The organism is Methylobacterium amylolyticum (genome assembly GCF_030700245.1).
GTDB lineage: Bacteria > Pseudomonadota > Alphaproteobacteria > Rhizobiales > Beijerinckiaceae > Methylobacterium.
Genome location: NZ_JAUYZI010000041.1, coordinates 1 through 22,500, shown reverse-complemented (window position 1 = coordinate 22,500; position 22,500 = coordinate 1). Strand labels below are relative to the sequence as shown.

Annotated in this window: 21 protein-coding genes; 16 read left to right on the top strand and 5 right to left on the bottom strand. The window is 73.0% G+C overall.

Annotated features, from left to right (window positions below; translation table 11 throughout):
* Position 1: 1 nt before the first annotated feature.
* Positions 2–625: a bifunctional 4-hydroxy-2-oxoglutarate aldolase/2-dehydro-3-deoxy-phosphogluconate aldolase gene (gene eda, locus Q8W71_RS24055; RefSeq protein ID WP_305527944.1), complete on the top strand. Its 624-nt coding sequence runs from the start codon at positions 2–4 to the stop codon at positions 623–625.
* A gap of 65 nt (positions 626–690) precedes the next feature.
* Here the strand turns inward: eda and Q8W71_RS24050 are convergent, their stop codons facing one another.
* From Q8W71_RS24050 to Q8W71_RS24040, 3 genes are all read right to left on the bottom strand, one after another.
* Complete coding sequence (locus Q8W71_RS24050) at positions 691–990, bottom strand: hypothetical protein (protein WP_305527943.1); 300 nt, start codon at positions 988–990, stop codon at positions 691–693.
* Between the two features lie 173 nt (positions 991–1,163).
* On the bottom strand, positions 1,164–3,272 hold the full coding sequence (locus tag Q8W71_RS24045; RefSeq protein ID WP_305527942.1) for an ABC transporter ATP-binding protein/permease: 2,109 nt from the start codon (positions 3,270–3,272) through the stop codon (positions 1,164–1,166).
* A 176-nt stretch (positions 3,273–3,448) separates the two neighbouring features.
* Complete coding sequence (locus Q8W71_RS24040; protein WP_305527941.1) at positions 3,449–3,766, bottom strand: hypothetical protein; 318 nt, start codon at positions 3,764–3,766, stop codon at positions 3,449–3,451.
* Positions 3,767–4,046: 280 nt separating this feature from the next.
* Between Q8W71_RS24040 and Q8W71_RS24035 the strand changes: the two genes are divergently transcribed.
* From Q8W71_RS24035 to Q8W71_RS24010, 6 genes are all read left to right on the top strand, one after another.
* Complete coding sequence (locus Q8W71_RS24035; RefSeq protein ID WP_305527940.1) at positions 4,047–4,679, top strand: 2OG-Fe(II) oxygenase family protein; 633 nt, start codon at positions 4,047–4,049, stop codon at positions 4,677–4,679.
* A gap of 64 nt (positions 4,680–4,743) precedes the next feature.
* The gene (locus Q8W71_RS24030) at positions 4,744–5,445 is read left to right on the top strand and encodes a peptidase inhibitor family I36 protein (protein WP_305527939.1); all 702 of its coding nucleotides are present in this window, start codon (positions 4,744–4,746) and stop codon (positions 5,443–5,445) included.
* A gap of 165 nt (positions 5,446–5,610) precedes the next feature.
* The gene (locus tag Q8W71_RS24025; protein ID WP_305527977.1) at positions 5,611–6,777 is read left to right on the top strand and encodes an FIST signal transduction protein; all 1,167 of its coding nucleotides are present in this window, start codon (positions 5,611–5,613) and stop codon (positions 6,775–6,777) included.
* An 80-nt stretch (positions 6,778–6,857) separates the two neighbouring features.
* Entirely contained in the window at positions 6,858–8,120 is a 1,263-nt protein-coding gene (locus Q8W71_RS24020; RefSeq protein ID WP_305527976.1) for an ATP-binding response regulator, read from the top strand.
* A gap of 473 nt (positions 8,121–8,593) precedes the next feature.
* On the top strand, positions 8,594–9,988 hold the full coding sequence (locus tag Q8W71_RS24015) for an MFS transporter (protein ID WP_305527938.1): 1,395 nt from the start codon (positions 8,594–8,596) through the stop codon (positions 9,986–9,988).
* 77 nt (positions 9,989–10,065) lie between these two features.
* Complete coding sequence (locus Q8W71_RS24010; protein ID WP_305527937.1) at positions 10,066–10,863, top strand: SDR family NAD(P)-dependent oxidoreductase; 798 nt, start codon at positions 10,066–10,068, stop codon at positions 10,861–10,863.
* A 96-nt stretch (positions 10,864–10,959) separates the two neighbouring features.
* On the opposite strand, the gene Q8W71_RS24005 is transcribed toward Q8W71_RS24010, so the two are convergent.
* Positions 10,960–11,328 carry an SWIB/MDM2 domain-containing protein gene (locus Q8W71_RS24005; RefSeq protein ID WP_305527936.1) on the bottom strand — a complete coding sequence of 123 codons (369 nt, stop codon included), beginning with the start codon at positions 11,326–11,328 and terminating at the stop codon, positions 10,960–10,962.
* A gap of 463 nt (positions 11,329–11,791) precedes the next feature.
* On the opposite strand from Q8W71_RS24005, the gene Q8W71_RS24000 reads away from it, so the two are divergent.
* Positions 11,792–12,277: a DUF2721 domain-containing protein gene (locus Q8W71_RS24000; RefSeq protein WP_305527975.1), complete on the top strand. Its 486-nt coding sequence runs from the start codon at positions 11,792–11,794 to the stop codon at positions 12,275–12,277.
* Between the two features lie 58 nt (positions 12,278–12,335).
* Positions 12,336–12,770 carry a PRC-barrel domain-containing protein gene (locus tag Q8W71_RS23995; RefSeq protein WP_305527935.1) on the top strand — a complete coding sequence of 145 codons (435 nt, stop codon included), beginning with the start codon at positions 12,336–12,338 and terminating at the stop codon, positions 12,768–12,770.
* 7 nt (positions 12,771–12,777) lie between these two features.
* Here the strand turns inward: Q8W71_RS23995 and Q8W71_RS23990 are convergent, their stop codons facing one another.
* Positions 12,778–13,173, bottom strand: a complete 396-nt coding sequence (locus Q8W71_RS23990) for a hypothetical protein (protein WP_305527934.1) — start codon at positions 13,171–13,173, stop codon at positions 12,778–12,780.
* A 301-nt stretch (positions 13,174–13,474) separates the two neighbouring features.
* Here Q8W71_RS23990 and Q8W71_RS23985 point away from each other — a divergent pair, with 301 nt between their 5' ends.
* From Q8W71_RS23985 to Q8W71_RS23955, 7 genes are all read left to right on the top strand, one after another.
* Positions 13,475–14,170, top strand: coding sequence for a PRC-barrel domain-containing protein (locus Q8W71_RS23985; protein ID WP_305527974.1), 696 nt, complete (start codon positions 13,475–13,477; stop codon positions 14,168–14,170).
* Entirely contained in the window at positions 14,167–15,588 is a 1,422-nt protein-coding gene (locus Q8W71_RS23980) for an MFS transporter (RefSeq protein WP_305527933.1), read from the top strand. Before Q8W71_RS23985 ends, Q8W71_RS23980 begins: the two co-directional genes overlap by 4 nt.
* A gap of 233 nt (positions 15,589–15,821) precedes the next feature.
* A complete protein-coding gene (locus Q8W71_RS23975; protein ID WP_305527932.1) occupies positions 15,822–17,591 on the top strand; it encodes an ABC transporter ATP-binding protein in 1,770 nt (589 codons plus the stop codon).
* 113 nt (positions 17,592–17,704) lie between these two features.
* Positions 17,705–18,634, top strand: coding sequence for a glutaminase (locus Q8W71_RS23970; RefSeq protein ID WP_305527931.1), 930 nt, complete (start codon positions 17,705–17,707; stop codon positions 18,632–18,634).
* A gap of 70 nt (positions 18,635–18,704) precedes the next feature.
* A complete protein-coding gene (locus Q8W71_RS23965; RefSeq protein ID WP_305527930.1) occupies positions 18,705–20,120 on the top strand; it encodes an MFS transporter in 1,416 nt (471 codons plus the stop codon).
* Positions 20,121–20,152: 32 nt separating this feature from the next.
* Positions 20,153–20,713 (top strand): Uma2 family endonuclease, encoded by a 561-nt coding sequence (locus Q8W71_RS23960; protein WP_305527929.1) that lies wholly within the window; start codon positions 20,153–20,155, stop codon positions 20,711–20,713.
* A gap of 69 nt (positions 20,714–20,782) precedes the next feature.
* Entirely contained in the window at positions 20,783–21,796 is a 1,014-nt protein-coding gene (locus tag Q8W71_RS23955; protein ID WP_305527928.1) for an adenosine kinase, read from the top strand.
* The last annotated feature ends 704 nt before the right edge of the window (positions 21,797–22,500 follow it).

The following is a 22,500-nucleotide window of genomic DNA, read 5'->3' as shown; positions in this document are numbered from 1 at the left end:
GATGACCGGTATCGATGCGCTGATGCGCGCCAACCCCGTGATCCCGGTCCTCGTGATCGAGGATCCGGCCCACGCCGAGCCGATCGCCCGGTCCCTGGTCGCCGGGGGATTGACGGCCCTGGAGGTCACGCTGCGCACGCCCGCGGCGCTGGAGGTGATCCGGATCATGTCCCGGGTCGAGGGGGCGGTGGTCGGCGCCGGCACCGTGCTGAACGCCCGCGACCTCGACGCGGCGATCGACGCCGGCTCGCGGTTCATCGTCAGCCCGGGCCTCACCGCGCCGCTCGCCGAGGCGGCGATCGCCTCCGGCGTGCCCTACCTGCCGGGGGTCGCCAACAGCGCCGACATCATGCGCGGCCTCGACCACGGGCTCGACCGCTTCAAGTTCTTCCCGGCCGAGGCCGCGGGCGGGATCAAGGCGCTGAAGGCGCTGACAGCCGTGTTCGGCAAGGTCCGGTTCTGCCCGACCGGCGGCATCACCGAGGCGACGGCGCCCGAGTGGCTGGCGCTGCCCGCCGTGCTCTGCGTCGGCGGGAGCTGGGTCGTGAAGGCCGGGACGCCGGACCCCGCGGCGATCGAGCGGGCGGCGCGGGCGGCCTCGGCGCTGCGCAGGGCTGCGGGCTAGCTCTCACGGACGCGCCCGCCGCGGCGGGGCCGGGCGGGCGCGAAACACGCTGGGTACGGCTTGGATCAGCAGTCGTTGCCGCCCTTGGCCGCCTGGGCCGCGGTGGGCTTGCCCTCGGACTGGCGCTGCACGTCGCCGGGCGAGGTCGGCGTGGCGGAGCCGGCGTTGTTCATCGCGCCGACCGTGCCGGGGGACTCGGACTTCGCGCCCGGCGTCGTGTTGGCGGTGGCGTTCGGGTCGACGGTGGAGGACTTGCTGGCGTCGCTGCTGCGGTTGACGGTGGTGCCGGTCGAGCACGGCGCGGCGAAGGCGGCCGTCGACAGGAGCAGAAGGGCGGCGCCCGCGAGGGTCGTGGTCTTGGTCATGCGTTCCTCCGTATCGTTGAGCGCCTTACAAACGGAGGTTGCCGTCACATGTTCCGCACCCGGTCAAATTCGGCAAGGCCGGCCGATATTTCTCCCGGCGCCGCGGCGGGCGCCGCGTTCGAGCGCTGCCGGGCGTCGCGCCGCCCCGCGCGCGAACGGCGCTCGAACGCCGGCTACTCGGCCGGGACCGCCCGCCGCTCCCGCGGCACGAAGCGGTCGCCCTCGGGCTCCAGCACCACCCGACGGTCGTGGAAGGCGTCGAGCGTCGAGCGGTGCCCGATCGAGACGATCGTCGTGCCGGGCAGCCGCTCGCGGAGCATCCGGTAGAGGGTGGCCTCGGACGGCTCGTCGAGGGAGGCGGTCGCCTCGTCGAGGAACAGCCATTCCGGCTTGGCGAGCAGCGCCCGGGCGATCGCGAGCCGCTGCTGCTCGCCCCCGGAGAGGCGGCGCTCCCAGGTGTCGGTCTCGTCGAGGTGATCGACGAGGTGCGGGAGCTGCGCGGCGGTGAGCGCCTCGCGGATCGCCGCGTCGGTGAACTGGTCTGCGCCGTTCGGGTAGACCACCGCGCCGCGCAGGGTGCCGAGCGGGATGTAGGGGCGCTGCGGCAGCAGCAGCGCCGACTGCCCGGCGGGCACGTCGATGCGGCCCCGGCCGAACGGCCAGATCCCGGCGATCGCCCGGAACAGGGTCGATTTGCCCGAGCCCGAGGGCCCGGTCACCAGGGTGGCGGCGCCCTTGGGCAGGGCGAGCGCGTCGGCCTGGATGATCTCGCGGCCCCCCGGCAGGGCCAGGGCGAGGCCCTTGGCGGTCACGTCGCCCGCCGTGTCGTTGCCCTGCGCGAGACCGTAGCCCGCCGCGGCCAGCGCCTCGGCCTTGGTCATCGCCCGCCGGAAGGAGCCGAGACGGATGGTGTTGGCCTTGTAGGCCGCCAGCGTCGTGTAGGCGTTCACGAAGAAGGACAGCGAGTTCTGCACGTTGCTGAACGCGTCGCCGGTCTGTTGCAGTGCGCCCAGGGTGATCTTCTTGGCGAAGAACGACGGCGCGGCGATGATCAGCGGGAAGACCACGCTCAGTTGCCGGTAGCTGAAGGTGAAGGCGATCAGCTTGATGCGGCGATAGATGATCTGGACGTAGTTGGCGATGATCGCGTGGAACAGCCCGGCCAGGCGGCTCGACTCGGCGCGCTCGCCGCGCAGCAGCGCGATCTGCTCCGAGTAGATGCGGTTGCGGGCGAGCGAGAAGCGGAAATCCGCCTCGACCTTCTCCTGCCTGAAGTCGAGCCCGATCAGGGGCCGGCCGATGATGTGGGTGAGCCACGTGCCGACCACCGCGTAGGCGATGACCAGCCACACCAGGAAGCCCGGCACCACCGTGTCGGTGAACGGCAGCACGAAGTCGCGCGACAGCGTCCACAGGATGACGATGAACGAGACGAGCTGCGCCGCCTGGGAGAGCAGCCGGATCGACAGGCTCGCGGTCTGCTGGATGAAGGCGTTGACGTCCGCCTGGATGCGCTGGTCGGGGTTGTCCGCCTCCTCGTCGGTGAACGGGATGCGGTAGTGGGTCCCCTGTCCCAGCCAGCGCTCGTACAGGCTGTGGGTCAGCCACGTCCGCCAGCGGATGTGCAGCGAGGAATCGACGAACAGGTCGAACATGCCGATGGCGATGTTGAGCGCCGCCAGCGGCACGAAGATCCACAGGAGCTGGTGCCAGAACGCGTCCGCGTTGTACTCCTGCAGCGAGTTGTACATGTCGCGGTAGAAGAAGTTGAACCGCAGGGTCAGCGCCACGTCGGCGAAGTTCACGAAGATCGACAGCGCCACGAGGTTGCGGCCGATGCGGCCCTCGGTGGTGCCGAACAGGCGGAACAGGCCGATCTCCTTGGTCGGCTTGTCGCGGTTGGCGAAGTACGGGTCGGCGATGGCGGTGATCGCGCGGATCGGCTCCAGGAACGAGATGCCGAACACGATGCCGGCGAACACCACCGCGCCGGTGGCGGCGAAGGCCGGGGGCAGCAGCGCGGCGATCACCGGCGGCAGCAGCCCCATCGCGGCGAGCGTCTTCGTGCCGGCGAGCAGCAGGTAGCCGACGCCGTAGACCGAGACGAACACCTTCAGGTAGGCCGAGATGGAGTTCGCCGCGATCAGGATGCCCGCCATCGCGAAGCCGGCGAGCGAGACGTAGAGCGGCGGGCTCGGGATGCCGGGCATCGCCAGCAGGATCAGCGCGGCGAGCGCCGTCAGAACGGCCTGGATGCCGAGCCCGGTCCGGATTGACGCCACGCCTCACCCCCACGCCGATTCGTGGCCGCCGCGCGGGCGACCCGACCCGCCGGCAATGGCCGCGGGTCGTGGCGAGATAGCGGCACCGGCCGCCGCCTGTCGCGTGAAACTTCGGTCAGATGCCTGCGGGTGCGGCGATTTACGCGAGGCGGTCCGGCCCCCGGGTCCGCCGGGTGCTACCAGTTCCACTCCTCGAAGCCCGGCTCCCGGCAGCGGTAGCCGATCGGGCATTGCGGGTTGTCGCGGGTCGGCACGAAGCGCAGCTCGGCGATCTCGGACAGGTCGCACAGGCTGCGGTCGCGCACGAAACGCTCCGGCGCGGCGCCGGCCGCGATCACCACGTCGCCCTCGCGCCGCACGATGTTCATCGCATCGGCGCAGGTCATCCGCGCCGTGGCCGAGCCGCGCGCGGCGCGCGGCTGCGCGAGCGCCGCCGCCCCGACCGCATCGACGGCGAGGTGGACACACAGCAGGGCGAGGACCAACGGCCTCATCGCGGATCGACCGGATCTCGAAAACGCACGCGCCGGGGGCCCCGGACAGGCGGGCATCCTGCACAAGCCCGGGGTCCGCGACTGTCACCGGAATGCGCCACCCCCGCGCCTTTCGCCCCGCAGGCGCCGCAATCGCGGGGTTTTGCATTCTGCGCAGGCACGGCAGGGTTAAGATCCCGTCACCGGCATCCGCTTGCGGGGCGCGCCGGCCCGTGCTTCCCGTCGGATCCACAGGTTCCGGGCCCCGTGCCCGCGCAAGCGCCAAGGGACGATCACGCCGATGTCCGCCCTCTCGATTCTCGACATCCAGGCGGTGCGGGCCGCGCCCGTCGCCCGGGAGCCCTATCCCTACGCGCTCGGCACCAACGTCCTGAATCCGGCGGCGATCGACGAGATCCGCCGCGATTTCCCCGACATCGCCAAGCCGGGCTACCTCACCGTCGACGAGGTGGCGCTGAAGGGGCGGTTCAAGGCGCTGATCGACGAGCTGGAGAGCGATGCCTTCTCGGCGATCCTCGGCGAGAAGTTCGGCATCGACCTCGTGTCCTGCCCGCGCCTCACCACGATCATGAAGCGCAGCCAGCTCAAGTACGGTTCGATCCACACCGACGGGCCGTCGAAGGTGCTGACCCTGCTGGTCTACATGAACGACGCCTGGGACGCGCCGACGGCCGGCCGCCTGCGGGTCCTCTACGACGGCAGGAACTACGAGCCGTTCGCCGTCGAGGTGCCGCCGACGATGGGCACGATGTTCGCGTTCCTGCGCGCCGACAATTCCTGGCACGGCCACGAGCCGTTCGAGGGCGAGCGCCGGGTGGTGCAGGTGGCGTGGCTCAAGGACGCGGCCGAGCTGGAGCGCAAGCGCAAGCGCAACCGCACGGCCCAGTTCCTCAAGGGGATCTTCGGGCGCTGACACCGGCGGCCCGGCGCGCGAGCCGGGCCCGCGGCGGGCGGAACGGGATGGGGGGAGGCTGACGATGGGGGCGATCGTACTGGCCGATCCGGGCCTGCGGCCGGTCGCGGGCCCGCGCCGCTACGCGGTGCCCGCCGTGCTGATCGCCGGCTGGGGCGGCCTGTTCGCCTACAGCGCCGCCTACCTCACCGAGGACCTGCCCTTCCGCCCGGCACCGGCCGGGGCGGTCCAGCGCGCCGACCTGACCGTGGGCTTGCCGGCCGACGACATCCCCCGGCGGATCGTGGTGCTGCCCGCCCCGGAGGCCGCGGCGCCTCAGGCTCCGGTGTCCCAAGCCCCCGCGCTCCAAGCCCCCGCACCCCAAGCCCCCGTGGTCCAAGCCCCGCCCCGGCCCGCGGTCGCGGCGTTGCCCGATGCGCCGGCAGCGCGCGCGGTCATCCCCGCCCCGCCGCGGCCGGCCACCCCGCTCGCTCCGGACTTCGTCGGCGTGTGGGGGCCGACGCCCGCCGCCTGCGGCGCCCGCTCCCGGCGCCGGGGCTACCTGCCGGCGACGATCACCGCCGATCGCGCGAAGGCCGGGCGGACGGTGTGCAGCTTCCACGACGGCCGCCGGGTCGGCAACGCCTGGGTCACCGCCGCCGAGTGCAGCGACCGCGGCCGACGCTGGTCGTCCCAGGTCCACCTCGTGGTCGACGGCGACCGCCTCACCTGGTCGAGCAGCCGCGGCACCGCCGCCTACACCCGCTGCGCCCGCAAGGCCGGCTGAGGCCGCGGACGCGACGCGCGGCGTGACCGGGGATGCGCCGCCTCGGCGGCCTGCCCGTTGCACGGGTCAATCGCGCGCGACATACTCCGGCGGTTGTCCTGTCGAAGAGCGGTCCTCAAGGCTGCCGCGGACGTCCGGGGATGAGACGTGGCCCAAGCAGCGCGCATGCGCCGCCACCTGTGCGGCATCCGGACGGCCTGGACCGAGGCCGCGCGCCCCGACGAGGCCGCCGACGCCGTGGCGCAGGCGGTCGGCGACGGCGCGTTGTCGCAGATCGTCGCGTTCTTCTCCGCCGACTACGATCCCGAGACCCTGGCGGACGCCCTCGGCGCACGGTTTCCCGGCGTGCCCGTGGCCGGCTGCTCGATGTCGGGCGGCCTCGCGCCGACCGGCGGGCTCGACCGCGGCCTCGTGGTGATCGCCTTCCCCGCGGAGCGCTTCCGGATCGTCTCCACGGTGCTCGACGCGATCGATCACCTCGACGTGGAGCGCACCGCCTCCGCCGTGCGGGCCCTGCGCCGCACCCTCGACCCGCACGGGCCCGAGGACACCGCGGCGGCGGGCCGCTTCGCCCTCTCGCTGATCGACGGCCTGACCAACGCCGAGGAGACGGTGGTCTCGGCCATCGCCTGGGCGCTCGACGGCATCCCCCTGGTCGGCGGCTCGGCCGGCGACGACCTGCGCTTCCGCGACGCGGTGATGCTGCACGGCGGCCGCATCCACCGCAAGGCCGCGGTGCTCGTCCTCGTCGAGACAGATTACCCGGTGGAGATCTTCAAGAGCGACAACTTCGCCCCGACCGCGACGAAGTTCGTGGTCACGGCCTCGGACGGCGAAGCCCGCGTCGTCCACGAGCTGAACGCCGAGCCGGCGGCGCGGGAATACGCGATGGCGATCGGCCTCGATCCCGAAGGCCTGTCGCCGATGAGCTTCGCCGCCTACCCGCTCGCGGTGAAGGTCGGCGGCGAGTATTTCTGCCGCTCGATCCGGCGGATGAACGCGGACGGGTCGCTGAGCTTCTTCTGCGCCGTCGACGAGGGCGTGGTGCTGACGCTGGCCGAGCCGCGCGACATCGTCGCCGCGACCCGGACGGAGCTGGCGCGCCTCGACGCGGCGCTCGGCGGCGTCGATCTCATCATCGGGTTCGAGTGCGTGCTGCGCCGCCTCGACGCCGAGAGCCGGCAGGTGCGCCACGAGGTGGCGGACCTCTACCGCCGCTACGGCGTCGTCGGCTTCGAGACCTTCGGCGAGCAGTACCGGGCGATGCACCTCAACCAGACCTTCACCGGCATCGCCATCGGCCGGGGCGGCGCCGGGACCGCCGCGTCGTGAACCTGCCCGCCCGCGGCCTGGAGGGCGAGGCGTCGCTGCACCGCCGGATCGAGAAGCTGGAGCGGATCAACGCCGCGCTGATGGCCCATGTCGAGCGCAGCATGGACCAGCGCGGCAGCGCCTACTCCCTGTTCCAGACCGCGATCATGCTGGAGGGGCGCGTCCGCACCCGGACCGAGGAGCTGACCGGGCTGATGCGGCGCCTGGAGCGCTCGAACGAGGCGCTGGTGGCGGCTAAGGAGGAGGCCGAGACCGCCAACCGCTCCAAGACCCGCTTCCTCGCCGCGGCGAGCCACGACCTGCTGCAACCGCTCAACGCCGCGCGGCTCTCGCTCTCGGCGCTCGGCGACCTCGCGCTGCCGGCCGAGGCCCGCACCATCGCGGGCCAGGTGGAGCGGGGCCTCCAGACCATCGAGAACCTGATCAAGACGCTCCTCGACATCTCCAAGCTCGACGCCGGCATCGTCCGGCCCGAGCCGAGGCCGGTGCGCCTCGCCGACCTGCTGGAGGATCTGGCCGACAGCTTCAAGCCGTTCGCCGAGCGGAAGGGTCTCCGGCTGGCGGTGCGCTGCGGCGAGGCGACGGTGACCAGCGACGCGATGCTCCTGCACCGCATCCTCCAGAACCTCGTCTCAAACGCCGTCCGCTACACCGGGCGCGGCGGGGTCGTGCTGGCCGCCCGCCCGCGCGCCGGGGCGGTGCGGGTCGACGTGATCGACACCGGCTGCGGGATCGGCCCCGACGAGCGCGACCTCGTCTTCGACGAGTTCTACCGCGGCGGGAGCGGGCGCGGCAGCGCGGAGGAGCCGGGCCTCGGCCTCGGCCTGTCGATCGTCCGCCGCATGGCCCACGCCCTCGACCACCCGCTGGCGCTGGCCTCCCGGCCCGGCCACGGCACCCGCGTCTCGCTCACCCTGCCGCTGAGCCGGATCCCCGCAGTCCCGGCGCCGCCGGCCCCGCCCGCGACCAAGCTCTCCGGCGCCCGCGTGCTGATCGTCGAGAACGACGCCTCGACCGCCGACGCCCTCGCGCGCCTGCTCCACAATTGGGACGCGCAGGTCGCCGCCCATCGCGACCTCGGGAGCGTGCGCGCCGCCGCCGAGGCCGGGGTGGAAGCGCCTGACATCCTGATCCTCGACTACCATCTCGACGACGGCGCCTGCGGGCTCGACACCGCCGCCTACCTCCGCGACCGCTGCGGCGCGGACCTGCCGGTCATCGTCACCACCGCCGACCACACGCCGGAGATCGAGGCGCGGGTCGTCGCGATCGGCGCGGAGCTGGTGCGCAAGCCGATCAAGCCGGCACAGTTGCGCGCGCTGCTGACCCACATGCTGGCCTGAATCCCGCGTCGGGTCGGGGGCGTGTCAGATCGAGCGTCCTCCGCTGAAGTGGCGGCCGGTTCGGCGAAGGAGAGCGCGTCAGAGCAAGGGCTTAGAGCCGCTCCGGATTGCAACGCTCACGGTACATGACAGTTCGGCGTTTGCGTCGGCCGATCCCACCAACCCCCTCATCCTGAGGTGCCGGAGCGAAGCGGAGGCCTCGAAGGAGCCCTCCAGCCAGCCGCGCGATCCCTGGAGGTCTCCTTCGAGGCCCGCTGCGCGGGCACCTCAGGATGAGGTGGAGGGTCGGAAACGCCCCTCGGCTCGCCGCGTCGTGTACCGTGGGCAACGCGATCGGGAGCGGTTCTAAGGACACGCTCGCCCCCTCGACGGCCGGCTCCGTCTGCGCGACAGGGAGCGCGGCCGCCGGGCGCGTTCCTGGCCCCATTACCGACAGCGCGGGCCGGACGGCGGCCCCGAGGAGCGCGCGAAGCATGGCGCAGATCCCGGCCGGGGCCGGCCCGGTTCCCACCCACGACGGGATCCCCCCGCGCGAGCGCCTGCTGGCGATGGCGGCGATCGGGCTCGCGATGACGATGGCGGTGCTCGACGGGGCGATCGTCAACGTGGCGCTGCCGGTGCTCGCCAAGGACCTCGCGGTGCAGCCCGCGGACGCGATCTTCGTGGTCAACGCCTACCAGGTCGCGGTCACCGCGAGCCTGCTGCCGTTCGCCTCGCTCGGCGACATCTACGGGTTCCGCCGCGTCTACCTGCCGGGGCTCGCGGTGTTCGTCGTCGCCTCGCTCGCCTGCGCGCTGGCGCCCGGCCTGTGGTTCCTGATCGCCGCGCGGATCGTCCAGGGGCTCGGGGCGGCGGCGATCATGAGCGTCAACATCGGCTTCGTGCGCTTCATCTACCCCCACCGGATGATCGGCAGGGGCGTGGCCAACGTCGCTCTCGTCGTCGCCACCGCCTCGGCGGCGGGCCCGACCGTGGCGGCGGCGATCCTGTCGGTGGCGCACTGGCCGTGGCTGTTCCTCGTCAACGTGCCGGTCGGCCTCGCCGCCCTGGCGGTGGCCTCGCGGACCCTGCCGGCGACGCCTGAGAGCGGCCGGCGGTTCGACCGGCTGAGCGCCGTCCTCAACGCCCTCACCTTCGGCCTCCTGATCATCGGCATCGACCGCCTCGGCGAGCGCGGCGGCCACGCGCTGGCGCTGGCCGAGATCGCGGGCGCCCTCGTCATCGGCACGGTGTTCGTGCGCCGGCAGATCCGGCTGCCGGCGCCGCTGCTGCCGGTCGACCTGCTGCGGATCCCCGCCTTCGCCCTGTCGATGGCGACCTCGGTCTGCTCGTTCGGCGCGCAGATGGTGTCCTACGTCGCCCTGCCGTTCTACTTCCACGACGTGCTGCGCCTCTCCAGCACCCAGACCGGCTTCCTGATGACCCCCTGGCCGATCGCGGTGGCGCTGATCGCCCCGATCTCGGGCCGGCTCGCCGACCGCTACCCGCCGGGCCTGCTGGGCGGTCTCGGCCTCGCGACCCTGGCGGCGGGGCTCGTGCTGGTGGCGCGGCTGCCGGCCGAGCCGCACACCCTCGACATCGTCTGGCGCCTGACCCTGTGCGGCCTCGGCTTCGGCCTGTTCCAGTCGCCCAACAACAAGGTGATCGTCACCGCCGCGCCCCGGGAGCGCAGCGGCGGCGCCAGCGGCATGCAGTCGACCGCGCGGCTCACCGGGCAATCCCTCGGGGCCGCCCTGGTCGCCGTGATCTTCGGCCTGACCCACGGGCTCGGCGTCGAGCGGGCGGTGTCCCTGTCCCTCGGCTGCGCGGTGGCGCTCGCCGCGATCGGCGGCTGCGCCAGCGTCCTGCGGCGCGGGGCGGCGGGCTGAGGCCACGCGCCGATGCGACGGCGGCGGCGCCCGCGCGTTGGTGCCACGGAACCCACGCCGCAGGGAGCGCGCCGCGCATGGACCTCGACCTCTCCGGAAAGACCGCCCTCGTCACCGGCTCGACCGGCGGCATCGGCTACGCCATCGCCCGGGAACTCTGCGACCTCGGCGCCGCGGTCGGCGTCAACGGCCGCACCGCCGAGCGGGTCGAGGCCGCGCTGGAGACCCTGCGCGGCGAGGCCAAGGCCGGCCGCTGCTTCGCCGCCGCCGGGGACGTGGCGACCCAGGCGGGCGTGGACGGGCTCGTCGCGGCGCTGCCGGCGGTCGACATCCTCGTGAACAACACCGGCATCTTCGAACCGAAGCCGTTCTTCGACATCCCGGACGGCGACTGGCAGCGCTTCTTCGAGGTGAACGTGATGAGCGGCGTGCGGCTGTCGCGCGCCTACGCGCCGGGGATGGCCGAGCGCGGCTGGGGCCGGGTGATCTTCATCTCCAGCGAGTCGGCGCTCAACGTGCCGACCGAGATGGTCCATTACGGGATGACCAAGACCGCGCAGCTCGCGATCTCCCGCGGCCTCGCCCAGACGGTCGCGGGCAGCGGCGTCACCGTCAACAGCGTCCTGCCCGGCCCGACCCTGTCGGAGGGGGTGGCGACCTTCATGAAGCAGATGGCGGGCGGCGGATCCGACCTCGATCTCGACGCCCTGGGCCGGCAGTTCGTGGCCGATCACCGGCCGTCCTCGCTGATCCGGCGGCTCGCGGCCGTCGACGAGGTGGCGAGCCTCGTCGCCTACCTGTGCAGCCCTGCCGCCAGCGCGACCACGGGGGCGGCGTTGCGGGTCGACGGCGGCGTCCTCCAGGGACTCGCCTGAGGCCAGGAACTTGCCTGAGGGAAGGCCCGCCCCGCGGGGCGCGACGGCGGCGCGCGCCGTCGCCCGTGGCGGGGCTGCGCGCCTCGGTCGTCGATCTCAGGACTTCAGGTGCGCGGCGAGGTGCTTGTTCATCTCGAACATCGAGCACTTGTCCTTGCCGAAGATCTTCTTCAGCTTGTCGTCGGCGACGATCTCGCGCTTGTTCTCCGGGTTCTGGAGGTTGTGCTTCTTGATGTAGTCCCACACCTTGCTCACCACCTCGCCGCGCGGCAGCGGGCTGGTGCCGACGATCGCGCCGAGCTCGGCGGACGGCTTGAGGGGCTGCTGCAGGGCGTTGGGCTTCGTGCCGGCCGCCTTGGTCGCCGCCTTGGCGGCGGGCTTCTCGGCCTTGGCGGCAGCGGCCTTCGGCGCGGCCTTGGTGGGCTTGGCCGCCTTCGGCGCAGCCTTGTCCGTCTTCGTCGCCATGGACTTCCTCCAGTTCTCGCGCCGCGGGCAGGAGCGTGCATCGCCCGGCGGCCGCGTCAGCATAGCAGCAACAACTAAGCGGTGCGGCAGCCGTTCCAAGGGGAAATCGACCGCGCGGGCGCCTCATCCACAGGGCAGGACCGCCGCTGTGCAAGCCGGGACGCGCGCGGGCGGGATTCGGCGCAGATCTCGTCCCTGTTCGGCGCCGCGAAACCTGATCTTAACGCTGTCGCGCGATAGCGGCTGCGATGTTCGCGTCCGCCCTCACCCTCTCGCTGGCGCTCGCCGCCGGCCTGATCCTCACCCTCGGTCTCGGGGCCCGCGGTGAGCCGTCCGCCGGCAGCCGGACCGGTCGCGGGCTCGTCTGACGGGCCGGACCCGGCGGATGCGGTCGCGCCGCGCGAGCGGCCGCGGGCGGCCGGGCGGCATTGCCGCGCGGCGCGGGCCGGTGCATGCGTCCGGGATGATCGACCCGAGCCCCGGCGGAACCCTCGAGAGCACCGCGCACGTCGTCCAGATCGCCCTGACCCCGGTCTTCCTGCTCTCCGGCATCGCGACCCTGCTGAACGTGTTCGGCGCCCGGCTCGCCCGCGTCGCCGACCAGGCCGACCGCGTCTCCACGCTCCTGACCGGAGCGGGCGACGCGGAGCGGGCGCGGCTCGGGCGGCGCCTCGACCGGCTTCATCTCCGCTCCCTCGCCCTCGACGGCGCGGTGGGCCTCGCCGCGCTCGGCGGCGTGGCGACCTGCGGGGCGGTGCTGACCCTGTTCGTCGGGGCCCTGAGCGACAGCACGGTGGAGGCCCTGCTGTTCGGCCTGTTCGGCATGGCTATCCTGTGCACGCTTCTGGCGCTCGTCGCCTTCGGCTTCGAGATGCTGCTGGCCAGCCGCGCGGTGCGCGACCGGATCGCGGAGCGCCGCGCGGAGGCCGGCCTGCCGTCGGGGTCGTGACCTCAGGAAACCCGGACCGGTCCGCGCGTTGGGCCACAGATCGTCAACAGGAGGCAGTATGCCCACGGATCTCCCGAACGAGCGCGCCGTCAGGAAGCCGGGATCGCTGGAGCTCGATCCCACGGGCGAGGGCATCGCGATCGACGAGACCGCACGTCTGATCGCGTCCAACAAGGTGGAGGGCACCGCCGTCTACGACCGCGGCGGCCGGCATCTCGGCGCCGTCCACAACTTCATGGTGGACAAGGTCTCGGGGCAGGTCGCCTACGCGGTGCTGGCCTTCGGCGGCTTCCTGGGGCTCGGCGAGAATCACCACCCGCTGCCGTGGCGGGCGCTGACCTACAGCACGGAACTCGGCGGCTACGTCGTGGACATCGATCCGGGGGTGCTGGCCGGCGCCCCGAGCCACGCGGCGGGCGAGGACGGCTTCGCCGATCCGGCCTACGGGGGCCGGGTGGACGATTTCTACGGACGCCGCGCGCCGACCGCCTGAGCCGCGCTCAGAACTTCCCGCCGAGACCGACGCCGCCGCCGGAGGACATGGTCGGGCTCATCGAGCCGCCGCTGCTGCTGCGGACCTCGTTGCCCTCGATGTCCTCGCGGCGGATGCGGCGCTCGCCCGCCTCGGCGGTGCGGCTCCCCGCGCCGGCGCTCTTCGGCAGGGCGAGCTGGCGGGTCGGAGCGGTCTGGAGCGGGCGGCCCTCCTGGTCGACGGTCGCGGTGCGCGCCTCGCGTCCCGGGATCGAGCCGCGCAGGGAGGGGGGCAGGCCGACGTCGGTGGCCGGCATCACCCCGCCGCCGCCGCCCAGCGCTTGGCAGCCGGCGAGCCCGGCGCCCGCGAGCGCGGCGGCCAGGGCGAGGGCGCAGGTGCGTCCTGAGGGCGGGGTTGCGGGCATGTCTGAAGTCCTCGAACGGAGGCCGCGGTGGCATCCGCGGCTCGCGTGGTTGTCCGGGCCTCTACGCGCGGCTTGCGGCGAAAAACAGACGTCCGGCGCGGGATCACCCGCATGAGTGGTGCGCCGGGGCGCGATGAGGCGCGGAACTTGCGGACCGTTGCCCGCGGTCCACAATTCGCCCAGGTCGGCGGGCAGGGTCGCCGCGGCGGCCGGCACCGGGACCGGTCTGCCGCGGCGACGCCGGCATCCGGTCCGACCGGGCGCCCCTTCCAGAGGTCGACACGTGCTCAGAACCAGTCGGATGATCGCGGCCGCGAGCCTCGCCCTGTGGGCGTCGGGCACTGCGGCGCAGACCCAGCCGCCGGGCGGCGAGGGTCCCTCCGGCTCGCCGACGCCCGCACCGGTGGCGCCCGCCGCTCCGGTCGCCCCCCCTGCCCCGGTCGCGACCCCGGCCCCGGCCGTGCCGTCCGCGCCTCCCGCGGCGGCGCAGCAGGGGACGCCGGCCACCGTCCTCGACACCCAGGATTACGAGAGCCTGCTCGGCCGCAGCGTGCGCAGCGCCGGCGGCGACGAGCTCGGCCGCGTCATCGACGTGATCATCGACAAGGAGGGACATCCGCGGGCCGCCATCATCGATTTCGGCGGCTTCCTCGGGGTCGGCTCGCGCAAGATCGCCGTCGACTGGCGGGCCCTGCGCTTCACGGCCGACAGCGGCAAGGAGCGCCGCCTCTCCGTCGCCCTGACCCGCAACCAAGTCCGCGTCTCGCCGGAGTACAAGTCCGGCGAGCCGATCGTCGTCCTCGGCCCGGCGAGCCCGTCCGGCCCGCCACCGGAGGGCGAGGCCGCCGCCGCGACGCAGGCGGCCCCCCAGCAGGCCCCCCCGGTCCAGGCCCCTGCCCAGTCGCCGCCCCAGGCCGCCCAGGCGACGCCCGCGCCCGCCCCGGCCGCCCCCGCGCCGGCCCAGAAACCCGCGCCCGAGAAGGCGCCCGATAAATGACGGTGGCCCGGTTGAAGCCGCGTCCCGTCCCCGCGCCGCGCGAGCGCGACGTGTCCCGCCAGGAGATCCGCGCCCGGCCCGCGCGCCTGAAGGAGCCGCCATCCGAGGCGACGCGCGAGGCGGGTCACGGGCCGTGGCCCGGGCCCCGCGCCGCCGCGGCCGGGCAGGCGGTCTCGCTCGGCAGCCGCCGCGGCCTGGACGCGTTCGCCTTCTTCGTCGCCAACCTCCAGACCGGCTTCGGGCCGTTCCTCGCCGTCTACTTCTCCCAGGCGAAGTGGACCCAGTCCGACATCGGTTTCGCGCTCACCGTGGGCAGCCTCGTCGGCCTGCTGGGGCAGGTGCCCGGCGGCGCCTTCGTCGACGCGGTGCGATCGAAGCGGTTCGCGGCCGGCGTCGCGGTGGTCGGCATCTCCGGGAGCGCCCTCGCGCTCGCCGTCTGGCCGAACTTCCTGGTCGTCCTGCTGGCGATGGCGCTGCACTCGGCGGCGAGCTGCGTCCTGACGCCCGCGATCGCCGCGATCAGCATCGGCCTCGTCGGCCATGCGCGGGCCGGCGAGCGGCTCGGGCGCAACGCCAGCTTCCAGGCGCTCGGCAACGCGCTCGCCGCCGCCGGCATGGGCGCCTGCGGCTACTACCTCTCGAACGGCGCGGTCTTCTACCTCACCGCTGCGCTGGTCGTGCCGACGATCATGGCCCTGTCCGCGATCCGCGCCGACGAGATCGACGCCAATGCCCGCGCCGGGGAGACGCCCCGCGCCGAGGAGCGTGTCCGCGCGCAGGAGGCGGAGCACGCCCCGGCCGCGCGGCCGGCGACCGGGCGCGACGCCCTGCGCGCCCTGCTCGGCAACCGCGGCCTCCTCGCCTTCGGCGGCTGCATGGTGCTGTTCTTCCTGGCCAACGCGGCGATGCTGCCGCTGGTCGGCAGCGTCCTGACCCTTCGGGCGAGCGAGACCGCCACCGCCCTGGTGGCCGCCTGCATCATGGTCCCGCAGGCGGTGCTCGCCCTGCTCGCCCCCGCGGTCGGGCGGGCGGCCGAGCGCTTCGGGCGCTACCCCGTCCTGCTCGTGGGCTTCGCGGCCCTGCCCCTGCGCGGGCTGCTGTTCGCCTACACGACCAACCCCTACGGCCTCGTCGCCATCCAGATGCTCGACGGCGTCTCGGCCTCGGTGCTCGGGGTGATGGTGCCGCTGATCGTCTCGGACCTCACCCGCGGCACCGGCCGGTTCAACCTCGCGCTCGGCGCGGTCGGCACGGCGATGGGCATCGGCGCGGCGCTCTCGACCTCGTTCGCGGGCGTCATGGCGGACCGGCTCGGCAGCCACAGCGCCTTCCTCGGCCTCGCGCTGGTCGGATTCGCCGCCTTCCTGCTGGTGGCCCTGATCATGCCCGAGACCCGCGCGGAGCCGGACGAGGCCTGAACCAGGCGGCCCCGGACCGGCTTGTCCGTCGAGGGCCCGTGCGACGCGGTCCTTGCGGGGACGGCTTCAAGCGGCGTTCAGCTTGAGCGGATAAAAGCGCGCGCGGCGGGCGCGCGGGTGCAACATATGGCAACGCTGTCGCGTTGGCGCTGCGGATCGGTGCGTCCCTCGTCGCAGGCGCACACCCCAGCCGCCGCCCGCCAGTGCAGCGTGAACACGGAATGGTCACCGCGATGGAAGAGCTCCACCGATACGCCGATAGGCCCTTCGCCTTCGTGGGTCGGTATCTCCGGCGCCGCTGGCTGCCCCATCTCGTGATCCTGCTCTCCGTGCTCGGCGCGGTCGGCTTCTCCGTCTCGACCGACTACGCCCTCAAGGGCGTGGTCGACGCCCTGACCAAGGGCCCCGGCCCGGCCAATACCGGGATCTGGAGCGCGCTCACCGTCCTCATCATCTTCATCGCGGTCGATAACATGCTCTGGCGCGTGGCGGCGCTGACCGGGGCCTTCACCTTCGTGGGCGTGACCGGCGACATCCGGCGCGACCTGTTCAGGCACCTCACCGGCCACTCGCCGACCTTCTTCTCGGACCGGCAGCCCGGCACCCTGGCCTCGCGCATCACGGCGACCTCGAACGCGATCTTCACGGTCGAGAACATGTTCGTGTTCAACGTGATGCCGCCGACGGTCGCCGCCTTCGGCTCGATCGCCTACATCGCCACCGTCAGCCTGCCGATGGCCGGCATCCTCGCCGGCGTGTTCGCCGCCGTGGTCGTGCTGATGTTCAAGATGGCCTCGGCCGGCAAGCCGCTGCACCACGACTTCGCCGCCAAGGCCGCGAGCGTCGACGGCGAGATGGTCGACCTCGTCGGCAACATGTCGCTCGTGCGCGCCTTCTCGGCCTTCAAGCGCGAGGGCGTCCGGTTCGAGGGCACCATCGCCACGGAGATGCGGGCCCGCCGCTCCTCGCTCCTGTACCTGGAGAAGCTGCGCATCGTGCACGCGGTGCTCACCGTGCTGGCGATCCTCGGGCTGCTCTACTGGTCGATCCGCCTGTGGGAGGCCGGTCAGGCCACCAACGGCCAGGTCGTGCTGGTCTGCACGCTCGGCATCCGCATCCTCGCCGCGACCCGCGACCTCGCCGTGGCGCTGGTCGATGCCACCCAGCACACCGCACGGCTCTCGGAGGCGCTGCACACCCTGCTCCAGCCGCACGACCTCGTCGATCACCCGGAGGCGGAGCCGCTGACCGGCCAGGGCGCCAAGATCGACTTCGAGCACGTCGCCTTCAGCTACCCCGACGGCCGCAGCGTGTTCACCGACTTCGACCTCTGCCTCGAACCGGGCCAGCGGGTCGGGCTGGTCGGCAAGTCGGGCGGCGGCAAGTCGACCCTGTTCTCGCTGCTCCAGCGCTTCTACGACGTGCAGTCGGGCACGATCCGCATCAACGGCCAGGACATCGACCGCGTCACCCTCGACTCCCTGCGGGAGGCGATCACCGTCGTGCCGCAGGACGTGTCGATGTTCCACCGGACGCTGCGCGAGAACATCCGCTACGGCCGCCCCGACGCGACCGACGAGGAGGTCTGGGCGGCGGCCGAGGCGGCGCACTGCACCGACTTCATCAAGGCCCTGCCCGAGGGCTTCGACACCATCGTCGGCGACCGCGGCGTCAAGCTGTCGGGCGGCCAGCGCCAGCGCATCGCCATCGCCCGGGCGATCCTCAAGAACTCGCCGATCCTGCTCCTCGACGAGGCGACCTCGGCGCTCGACGCCGAATCGGAGGAGGCGATCCGCCACGCGCTCGCCAACCTGATGCGCGGCCGCACGGTGATCGCCATCGCCCACCGCCTCTCGACGCTTCAGGACTTCGACCGGATCGTGGTGCTGGAGGGCGGCCGCATCGTCCAGGACGGCTCGCCGGAGAAGCTGACCCATCTCGACGGCTTCTTCCGCGAGCTGATGAAGAAGGAATCGATGTCGATGGCCCGGGCCGCCGCCTGATTCCCTTTCGGAACCGGACCGGGGCGTCCGGCGGTTCCGGCGCCATCCTTGCCTGTCGGGCGGCATATGCCGCCGCGGCCCGAGCCGGTGCCGCCTCCAGAACGAGCCGAGCCGTGCCCGACCTCGACAGCGTGGTCCGAGAGATCTCGGAGGAGATGGCCGCCCGCGCCGACCGCGGCGCGGTGGCCGACTACATCCCCGAACTCGCCCACGTCGATCCGGGCCGGTTCGGCCTCGCGGTGATCGACGCCGACGGGCGGCTCTCGGCGGGCGGCGACAGCGAGACCCTGTTCTCGATCCAGAGCATCTCGAAGGTGTTCACCCTGACGCTGGCGCTCGGCATGGTCGGCGACCGGCTGTGGAAGCGCGTCGGCCGCGAGCCGTCCGGCAACCCGTTCAACTCCATCGTCCAGTTGGAGCGGGAACGCGGCGTGCCGCGCAACCCGTTCATCAACGCCGGCGCCATTGCCGTCACCGACGTGATCCTCTCCGGCCACGAGCCGCGGGAGGCGCTCGGCGAGATCCTGCGCTTCATGCAGTTCCTGGCACAGGACCAGACGATCACCATCGACGCGACGGTGGCGGCCTCCGAGAAGCGCACGGGCTTCCGCAACACCGCGCTCGCCAACTACATGCGGTCGTTCGGGGTGATCGAGAACCCGGTCGACTACACGCTCGGCGTCTACTTCCACCACTGCGCCATCGCCATGACTTGCCGCCAGCTCGCCGCCGCCGGCCGGTTCCTGGCGCACAACGGCCGCAACCCCTCGACCGGCCATTCCGTGGTCTCGCCGGAGCGGGCGCGCCGCATCAACGCGATCATGCTGACCTGCGGCCACTACGACGGCTCGGGTGAGTTCGCCTACCGGGTCGGCCTGCCGGGCAAGAGCGGCGTCGGCGGCGGCATCCTGGCGGTTGCCCCCGGCCGCGCCTCGATCGCGGTCTGGTCGCCGGGCCTCGACGAGGCGGGCAACTCCCATCTCGGCCGGATCGCGCTGGAACGGCTGACGCAGCGCATGGGCTGGTCGGTCTTCGGCGCCTGAAGCCCCGCTCGCGTCGGGGCTTGCGGAGGCCCGCGTTCCGCGGCACTGGCGCTGCCGGGAGGCGGACACGATGGACGGGACGACGATGGCGGCCGCGCGGGGACCCGGGGCTGAACGCGATCCCGGCGCGATCGTCGCCCGCCTCGACCGCCTGCCGCCGACCCGCACCGTCTGGCGGCTGGTGGCGCTGCTCGGCCTCGGCTTCTTCTTCGAGCTCTACGACCTGCTGTTCACCGGCTTCGTCGCCCCCGGCCTCGTCAAGGCCGGGATCCTGACGCCGACCACCCCCGGCCTGTTCGGCGCGAGCGGGGTGGCCGGCTTCGTCGCCGCCCTGTTCACCGGCCTGTTCATCGGCACGATCGCTTGCGGCTGGCTCGCCGACCGGTTCGGGCGGCGGGCGATCTTCACGTGGTCGCTCCTGTCCTACACCGCCGCCAACCTCGTGATGGCCTGCCAGACCGACGCCTTCGGCCTCAACCTGTGGCGGCTGATCGCCGGCATCGGCCTGGGGCTCGAGATGGTCACCATCGGCAGCTACCTGTCCGAGCTGGTGCCGAAGGCGATCCGCGGCCGCGCCTTCGCCCTGTGCCAGGGCATCGGCTTCTGCGCGGTGCCGACCGTCGCGTTCCTGTCCTACCTGCTGATCCCGGCCGCGCCGTTCGGGGTCGACGGCTGGCGCTGGGTGGTGCTGATCGGCGCCTCCGCGGCGGTCGGGGTCTGGTGGATCCGGCGCGAACTGCCGGAGAGCCCGCGCTGGCTGGTCGAGCGCGGGCGGATCGCGGAGGCCGAGGCGGTGATGGCCCGCCTCGAAGCCCGCGTCGCCGCGGAGTACGGCAAGCCGCTGCCCGCCCCGGCGCCGCCGGAACCGCCGCGGCCGCGGAGCACCTTCGCCGACCTGTGGGTGCCGCCCTACCGCCGCCGGACGCTGATGATGGCGGGCTTCAACGTGTTCCAGACGGTGGGATTCTACGGCTTCGCCAACTGGGTGCCGACCCTGCTGATCGCGCAGGGCATCACCGTCACGTCGAGCCTCGCCTACACGGCGCTGATCGCGCTCGCCGCCCCCGTGGGCCCGCTGCTCGGGCTGCTGATCGCCGACCGGTTCGAGCGCAAGCACATCATCGTCGCCGCCTGCCTCGTCTACATCGCCTGCGGCCTGTCCTTCACCCTGACGCGGGACGTGACCGCCATCGTCGCCCTCGGGATCGGGCTGACGCTCGCCTCCAACACGCTCTCGTTCAACTACCACACCTACCAGGCCGAGCTGTTCCCGACCGCGATCCGGGCGCGGGCGGTGGGCTTCGTCTATTCCTGGAGCCGGTTCTCGGCGATCTTCACGGGCTTCATCATCGCCTTCGTCCTGCGCGAGGGCGGCACGTCGGCCGTGTTCCTGTTCATCTCGGCGGCGATGCTGGCCGCCGGGACACTCGTGGGCCTGCTCGGGCCGCGCACCCGCGACGTCGCCCTGGAGAAGATCGCGCACTGACGGGACGCGCCGGCCCGTGCTAGGCTGAGGTCATGACGGCGGATCCGATCCCGAAGGCGCGGATGACGGTCGACGAGTTCCTCGTCTGGGCCGAGGGCAGGCCCGGGCGCTACGAGCTGCTGGATGGTGAGGTGATCGCGATGTTGCCGGAGCGGGCGCGGCACGCGCTCGTCAAGTTCGCGGCGCAGTCGGCGCTTCACGCCGCCATCGGCCGCGCGGCCCTGCCGTGCCGCATGTTCCCCGATGGCATGACCGTCCGCATCGACGCCGCCAAGGCTTACGAACCGGACGCCCTCGTCCATTGCGGCCCGCCCGTCGATCCCGACGCGGTGGAGATCCCGAATCCCGTCATCCTCCTCGAAGTCCTCTCGCCCACCACCCGGGCCGTCGATCTCGGCTCGAAGCTCGTCGGCTATTTCGGGCTCCCGAGCGTCGAGCACTACCTGATCCTCGATCCCGTGGGGCGCCGGGTGATCCACCACCGCCGCGGCGCGGGGGATCTGATCGAGACGCGCATCGTCGGCGACGGCACCCTCGCCCTCGATCCCCCCGGCCTGACCCTGCCGGTCGCCGCGCTGTTCGCCGACGCCTGACCCGGCCTTGATCCCGCCCGGCCCCGGTGCCACAGGCGGCGCGACCCCGACCCGAATCAGGACCGCCGGATGACCGCCTCCCTCGACCTCCTCGTCCTCGGCAACGCCATCGTCGACGTGATCGCCCGGACCGACGAGGGCTTCCTCGCCGCGCAGGGGGTGACCAAGGGGGCGATGCAGCTCGTTGACGAGGACCGCGCCGAGGGCCTGTTCCGGGCGATGGGCCCGGCCACGATCGTGTCGGGCGGCTCGGGGGCCAACACCGCCGTCGGCGCGGCGATGCTGGGTGCCAAGACCGGCTTCGTCGGCAAGGTCCGCGACGACGAACTCGGCGGCCTGTTCAGCCACGACCTGACGGCCACCGGCGTCGGCTTCTCGGTGCCGCCCGCGGCCGAAGGGCCGGCCACCGCCCGCTGCTTCGTCCTCGTCACGCCGGACGGCGAGCGGACGATGAACACCTATCTCGGCGCCTGCCAGGGGCTCGGCCCGGACGACGTCGACGCGGCGCTCGTGGCCAGCGCCCGGGTCGTCTACCTCGAAGGCTATCTCTGGGATCCGCCGGCCGCCAAGGACGCGTTCCGCAAGGCGGTCGAGATCGCCCACAAGGCCGGCAACGCCGTGGCGCTCACCCTCTCCGACGCGTTCTGCGTCGGCCGCTACCGGGACGAGTTCCTGGGGCTGATCCGCGACGGCAGCATCGACATCCTGTTCGCCAACAGCGGCGAGTTGCAGAGCCTGTACGAGACCGACGACGCCGACGCGGCGGTGGCGCGCCTGCGCGACGAGCGCAACGGCCGCGGCCGGCACCTGCTCGGCCTCGTCACCCGCTCCGAGCAGGGCGCGCTGGTGGTGCAGGGCGGCGAGGTCCGCTCGGTCCCGGCAAGCCCGGTGCGGGCGGTGGTCGACACCACCGGCGCGGGCGACCTGTTCGCCGCCGGCTTCCTCGCCGGCCACGCCCGCGGCCTCGACCACGTGACCAGCGCCCGGATCGGCGCGCTCGCCGCGGCCGAGGTGATCCAGCACATCGGCGCCCGCCCGCAGGCCGACCTCGTCGGACTGGCCAAGGAGCGCGGGCTGCTCTGAGGGGGCGGCGGCGCGCCGCGCCCTCCCCGGAAGCGCCCCTCCCACCAGCCCCCCTCATCCTGAGGTGCCCGCGCAGCGGGCCTCGAAGGAGCCCTCCAGCCGGCCGCGCGATCCCTGGAGCCCTCCTTCGAGGCCGCTCGCGCGGCACCTCAGGATGAGGTCGTTTTTTGGGATGGGCCGGGTCTGCGCCGCAGCCCGCCTTCCGGACACGCGTTCTCGCCCCCACCCGCTTGCGCGCCGGGGACATGGCCCAATTGGAACAGGGGACGCGGGACGCCGCGCGAGCCCTGGTCGTGTGACACACGCGGAAGCCGGCCCCCGCGGCGCCCCGTGGCCGACGCCCCCCGTCACCGGGGCCGCCGGCCATCTTGTCGTCGCGGTGTCTTCCAGCCCGCCCGGTCTACGCCCGCACGTGAGCGGTCTCGGCCAGGGCGCCCGGCCCAGGAAGCATCGCTGCTCCCGGCTCGCGCCCCCGGAACCCGCATCGTCGCTGGGGCTTTGCAGCCCGGCCCGTGCCCGTAGTGGCATGCGGGCCCGCAGTCTTACCTCAGGATCGGCCCAGGATGGGGTCCGGGCGCGGCTCATTTGGTGCCGCGCCGGGCGCGTACGCCCCTGCCTCCATGCCCGCACCCGAGCCGTCCCGCACCGGACGCGCCGCCCGGGGCGGCGACGACCGAAGTCGCCGACGCGGGCACCGCCCCGCC

Bases quoted from the DNA above. Each gene is read 5' to 3' on its own strand.
- Q8W71_RS23995 (WP_305527935.1), top strand. From the start codon at position 12,336: ATGCCCACGGATCTCCCGAACGAGCGCGCCGTCAGGAAGCCGGGATCG.
- Q8W71_RS23985 (WP_305527974.1), top strand. From the start codon at position 13,475: ATGATCGCGGCCGCGAGCCTCGCCCTGTGGGCGTCGGGCACTGCGGCG.
- Q8W71_RS23990 (WP_305527934.1), bottom strand. From the start codon at position 13,173: ATGCCCGCAACCCCGCCCTCAGGACGCACCTGCGCCCTCGCCCTGGCC.
- Q8W71_RS23955 (WP_305527928.1), top strand. From the start codon at position 20,783: ATGACCGCCTCCCTCGACCTCCTCGTCCTCGGCAACGCCATCGTCGAC.
- Q8W71_RS23980 (WP_305527933.1), top strand. From the start codon at position 14,167: ATGACGGTGGCCCGGTTGAAGCCGCGTCCCGTCCCCGCGCCGCGCGAG.
- Q8W71_RS24030 (WP_305527939.1), top strand. From the start codon at position 4,744: ATGGGGGCGATCGTACTGGCCGATCCGGGCCTGCGGCCGGTCGCGGGC.
- Q8W71_RS24020 (WP_305527976.1), top strand. From the start codon at position 6,858: ATGGCCCATGTCGAGCGCAGCATGGACCAGCGCGGCAGCGCCTACTCC.
- Q8W71_RS23965 (WP_305527930.1), top strand. From the start codon at position 18,705: ATGGACGGGACGACGATGGCGGCCGCGCGGGGACCCGGGGCTGAACGC.
- Q8W71_RS24050 (WP_305527943.1), bottom strand. From the start codon at position 990: ATGACCAAGACCACGACCCTCGCGGGCGCCGCCCTTCTGCTCCTGTCG.
- Q8W71_RS23960 (WP_305527929.1), top strand. From the start codon at position 20,153: ATGACGGCGGATCCGATCCCGAAGGCGCGGATGACGGTCGACGAGTTC.
- eda (WP_305527944.1), top strand. From the start codon at position 2: ATGACCGGTATCGATGCGCTGATGCGCGCCAACCCCGTGATCCCGGTC.
- Q8W71_RS24010 (WP_305527937.1), top strand. From the start codon at position 10,066: ATGGACCTCGACCTCTCCGGAAAGACCGCCCTCGTCACCGGCTCGACC.
- Q8W71_RS24025 (WP_305527977.1), top strand. From the start codon at position 5,611: ATGCGCCGCCACCTGTGCGGCATCCGGACGGCCTGGACCGAGGCCGCG.
- Q8W71_RS24035 (WP_305527940.1), top strand. From the start codon at position 4,047: ATGTCCGCCCTCTCGATTCTCGACATCCAGGCGGTGCGGGCCGCGCCC.
- Q8W71_RS24000 (WP_305527975.1), top strand. From the start codon at position 11,792: ATGATCGACCCGAGCCCCGGCGGAACCCTCGAGAGCACCGCGCACGTC.
- Q8W71_RS24040 (WP_305527941.1), bottom strand. From the start codon at position 3,766: ATGAGGCCGTTGGTCCTCGCCCTGCTGTGTGTCCACCTCGCCGTCGAT.
- Q8W71_RS24005 (WP_305527936.1), bottom strand. From the start codon at position 11,328: ATGGCGACGAAGACGGACAAGGCTGCGCCGAAGGCGGCCAAGCCCACC.
- Q8W71_RS24015 (WP_305527938.1), top strand. From the start codon at position 8,594: ATGGCGCAGATCCCGGCCGGGGCCGGCCCGGTTCCCACCCACGACGGG.
- Q8W71_RS23975 (WP_305527932.1), top strand. From the start codon at position 15,822: ATGGAAGAGCTCCACCGATACGCCGATAGGCCCTTCGCCTTCGTGGGT.